The following is a 3,039-nucleotide window of genomic DNA, read 5'->3' as shown; positions in this document are numbered from 1 at the left end:
GTGGTTCCCGCCCCCGTAACCCTGCTGAGGGTGCTCCCCGTACTGCTGCTGGTGCTGCACCGGCGGCGTGGGCTGGTACGGCGTCTGCACGCCCTGCGGGGGCGGCGTAGCCCCGCCGACCGGCGGGAAGACCGCCGAGCCCACGCCCGCGCCGCTGCGCGCCGGCGGGCCCCCCGAGATGATCAGCGGGGTGTTGCCGGCCTGCGCCGCGCCGGACACCCGCGCGCACTCGTCGCGCATCGCCTCGGCGCTCGGGAAGCGCTCGTTCGGGTTCTTCCGCAGGGCGCGGGCGACCAGCGCGTCCACGGCCGGGGGCACCGACCGGTTGACGGCGGAGGGCGGCGGCGCCTCCTCCTGCACATGCGCGTACGCGATGGCCAGCGGCGAGTCCGCGTCGAAGGGCAGCCGCCCGGTCAGCAGCTCGAAGAGCATGATGCCGACCGAGTACAGGTCGGAGCGGGCGTCGACGCCACGGCCCAGCGCCTGCTCGGGGGAGAGGTACTGCGGGGTGCCGACGACCATGCCGGTCTGGGTCATCGAGGTGACGCCGGACTGCATGGCGCGCGCGATGCCGAAGTCCATGACCTTGACGACGCCGCGCTTGCTCATCATCACGTTGCCGGGCTTGATGTCCCGGTGGACCAGGCCCATTTCATGGCTGACCTCCAGCGCGGCCAGCACATCCGCTGTGATCTTGAGCGCCTTTTCGGCGGGCATCGCGCCGTACTGCCGCACGTCCGCGTCGAGCACGGAGCGTAGCGGCTGCCCCTCGACGTACTCCATGACGATGTACGGCATCGTCGAACCGGCCAACTCGTCCTCGCCCGTGTCGAAGACCGAGACGATGTTGGTGTGCGTGAGCTTGGCCACCGACTGGGCCTCGCGGCGGAACCGCTCGCGGAAGGACGCCTCGCGCCCCAGCTCGGTGTGGAGGGTCTTGATCGCGACGTCCCGGTCCAGCACCGTGTCGTGCGCCAGGTGCACAGAGGCCATGCCGCCCTCGCCGAGCAGGTCGCGCAGCATGTAACGGCCGCCCGCGATCGCGCGGCCCGTATAGCGGCCCCGTGCGCCGTCCTGGCTCATCGTCGACTTCCCCCTCGGCGCACTGCCTGATGTAATGATCCTCTGTATCGCGGCCAAGTCTGCCCCAGGCCACCGACACGTCAAGCCACGTGCCCGTTCCGTGACCGGATGTGCGAGAAGCCGTCACGCGATTTGCCTCGCCCCGGCCGCGACAGGTTGGATGACCCGTCCATCAGGGATCGGCGGGTGGCACGAAGCCTGTAGCGTGCCTTAACGAAAGACCGTACCGCCCCCCACGCGAGCGGGCAGATACTGACGGCGAGGACTGATGGCAGAGACGCATAACGCCCAGGAGCCGTCCGAACCGGACGCCACCGGGGCGGGCATGCCTGATTCGCCGGAGTTGTGGGGCAACGGCGGGCTCGTAGGCGACGGCCGCTACCGCCTGACCGGCCGCCTCGGCCGCGGCGGCATGGCGGAGGTCTTCGCCGCGGAGGACGTACGCCTCGGCCGTACGGTCGCGGTCAAGCTGCTCCGCGCCGACCTCGCCGAGGACCCGGTCTCCAAGGCCCGCTTCACCCGCGAGGCCCAGTCCGTCGCGGGACTGAACCACCACGCCGTCGTAGCCGTCTACGACTCCGGTGAGGACACCGTCACCACGCAGGGCGGCTACGGCGCCGGCGGCCCCAACGTCGTGCCGTACATCGTCATGGAGCTGGTCGAGGGCCGCACCATCCGCGAGCTGCTGCTCAACGCGGAGGCCCCGCCGCCCGAGCAGGCGCTGATCATCGTCTCCGGCGTGCTGGAGGCCCTGGCCTACAGCCACCAGCACGGCATCGTGCACCGTGACATCAAGCCCGCCAACGTGATCATCACGAACAGCGGCGCGGTCAAGGTGATGGACTTCGGCATCGCCCGCGCCCTGCACGGCGCGGCCTCCACCATGACGCAGACCGGCATGGTCATGGGCACGCCGCAGTACCTCTCCCCGGAGCAGGCGCTCGGCAAGACCGTCGACGCCCGCTCCGACCTCTACGCCACCGGCTGCCTGCTCTACGAACTCCTCGCGCTGCGCCCGCCCTTCACCGGCGAGACGCCGCTGTCGGTGGTCTACCAGCACGTGCAGGACACCCCGGTGCCGCCGTCGCAGGTCTCCGGCAACGTGCCGCCGGAGCTCGACGGGCTCGTGATGCGCTCGCTCGCCAAGGACCCGGACGACCGGTTCCAGAGCGCGGAGGAGATGCGCGGGCTGGTCCAGTACGGGCTCCAGATGCTCCAGGAGGCCGGCGGCCACACCGGCACGTGGGACACCGGCCCCGTCGCCCACATGGCGTCCGGCACGCCCGCCATGGGCATCGCGAGCACCACCGCCATGCCGCACCCGCCGCACGGCGGCGGCGACACGTCGCAGCAGCGCATCCTGCCGCCCGGCATGGGCGGCGGTGGCGACGACGGCGGTTTCGACGGGCGCAACGGGCCGCCGCCGAGTGGGAACAGCCGCGGCAAGATCTGGCTGCTGGCGGCCCTCGCGGTCATCGCGATCACGGTCGGCGTGGTCGTCGCGATGAACAACCTCGGCTCGGACAAGGGCGGCAAGACGAAGCAGAGCCCGAGCCCGTCCGTCTCGCAGTCGACGAGCGACGAGCCCTCCGAGACGCCGTCGGACGAGGCGTCGCGGACGTACGAGGACACCGACCCCAGCGGCGGCGAATCGGACGGCCAGAGCGAGGGCGGCGGCTACCCGACGTACCACTCCACGAACAAGCCGACGCACCACACGACCACGCCGCCGCCGACCGGCCCGACGCAGTCGACGGGCAAGCCCACGACGGATCCGACCCACTCCGGCGGCGACGACGGCGGCAAGCCGACGGGGAAGCCGACCGACGGCCACCAGAGCCCGCCGCCGGGCGGCGACCCGGACCCGGGCAAGACGGGCGGCGGGAGCGACGGCTCCGGAAGCATCGACGACTGACGGGAATCCGACCGGCCGGAGAGCCGGGGGCAGCGCTGTAC

2 protein-coding genes are annotated in these 3,039 nt (G+C 71.8%); one reads left to right on the top strand and one right to left on the bottom strand.

The window, feature by feature from the left end:
- Nucleotides 1–1,083 (bottom strand): protein kinase (locus tag ACFU99_RS39105; protein ID WP_384402131.1); only part of this gene is annotated, 1,083 nt, incomplete at its 3' end.
- A gap of 268 nt (nt 1,084–1,351) precedes the next feature.
- Between ACFU99_RS39105 and ACFU99_RS39100 the strand changes: the two genes are divergently transcribed.
- Entirely contained in the window at nt 1,352–2,998 is a 1,647-nt protein-coding gene (locus ACFU99_RS39100; protein WP_384402128.1) for a protein kinase, read from the top strand.
- The last annotated feature ends 41 nt before the right edge of the window (nt 2,999–3,039 follow it).

Source organism: Streptomyces sp. NPDC057654 (genome assembly GCF_042800135.1).
In the GTDB taxonomy this organism is placed as follows: domain Bacteria; phylum Actinomycetota; class Actinomycetes; order Streptomycetales; family Streptomycetaceae; genus Streptomyces.
This window is presented reverse-complemented; position numbering and strand designations above follow the sequence as displayed.